The organism is Peribacillus sp. NPDC058002 (assembly GCF_042886655.1).
GTDB lineage: Bacteria > Bacillota > Bacilli > Bacillales > DSM-1321 > Peribacillus > Peribacillus aracenensis.
In genome coordinates, this window is the sequence record NZ_JBHVQU010000501.1 from 1 (window position 1) to 1,359 (window position 1,359).

Sequence of the window (1,359 nt, forward strand, 5' to 3'; positions counted from 1 at the left end):
GCTATTGAGATAGGGACGATCATGTCTGTTGGACCGATAGTGATGATCGTTTTTCAACCTTTTTGGGGAATTGTTTGTGATTGGAGCGGGAGACCTGCAAAAATACTCGCAATGACATCGTTTCTTGCTGGTCTATTCGGTTTAGGCTACTTGCTGTTCGAACACTATTTCCTTTTCGTATCCGTCGCAATCGCTTTGGCCATCTTTCAAAGTGCGATAATACCAGTTTCTGATAGCATCACCCTTCAATATACAACAAAAATCAAATCGAATTATGGGAAAATCCGTTTATTCGGATCACTTGGTTACGGTGTGGCTGTTTTTGTAATGGGAAAGTTATCTGAATCCTTCATGGGTCCTCCCGTTATATTTTATGCCTTTTTCTTCAGCCTGCTGATAGCGGCTAGTCTGGCTCTTCGTTTGCCCGAAGAACCACCAGGGGGGAAAGTGAACCTTTTTGGTGGAATGAAAGAATTGATTACCATGAAGCGATTTCTTATCTTTCTTGCTATAACGTTCTTGCTTTTTGGTCCTAATCTTGCAAATAATGTATACTATGGTTTGTTTATCGAGGCAAGAGGCGGTACATATACAGGAATTGGCATTGCGTTCCTATTAGCTGTATTATCGGAAATCCCCTTTATGAGAATGGCAGGTGCCTGGATTCATAAGATAGGCTTGCTGCCAATTACCTTACTGGCTGGCACGGCTTCATTGCTCCGCTGGGGTTTATACTTCACGGAACCAAGTTTGGCTACCGTATATGTGACTTCGATCATTCAAGGGTTTTCACTTGGCCTATTCATTCCAGCAGCTTTACAATATATCAGGGAAGTTGTCCCAGCACGTATAACAGTAACAGCAATAACGCTTTATTCCGCCATTGGCAACGGATTGGGGAACTGGTTCAGTACCTTCAGCGGCGGGATAATATTGGAAAAATCAGGGATATATTCAGTCTATTTATTTTATGGTTTTCTCACACTGATCGGGATGCTGCTTACAATTTGGCTCATGAAGGTAGAAAAGAATGTAAAAGTAATGGGGAAACCCATAGGTATAATGGAAAAATGATGAGAGAACAGTTCTGATAAGGAAGATCAAAGTGGGCATGCAAAACTCAGGTCTAGGGCTGGATTAACTACCGCGGCCCCCGAGTGCCTTCTTTAGTGCGTGGCATCATGTTTCAGGTCAAAAGGATTAGACAATATCAAAGGGAATTACGTGAAGGGTCAATAATCGATTAAACAGTTCTTCAAAAAGGCAGAAAGGGAATACATATGTCCCATTCTGTCTTTTTTTTTGCTCTTTTCGTAAAGATTGTTGTTTTTAAAACGAAACGATTTAAGGTTGATTGGA

General features: G+C 41.4%; 1 protein-coding gene. It reads left to right on the forward strand.

Going from position 1 to position 1,359, the window contains the following annotated elements:
* Positions 1-1,074, forward strand: a 1,074-nt coding sequence (locus tag ACFVSH_RS26680) for an MFS transporter (RefSeq protein WP_387708832.1), incomplete at its 5' end; no start/stop codon positions are given.
* Positions 1,075-1,359 lie beyond the last annotated feature (285 nt).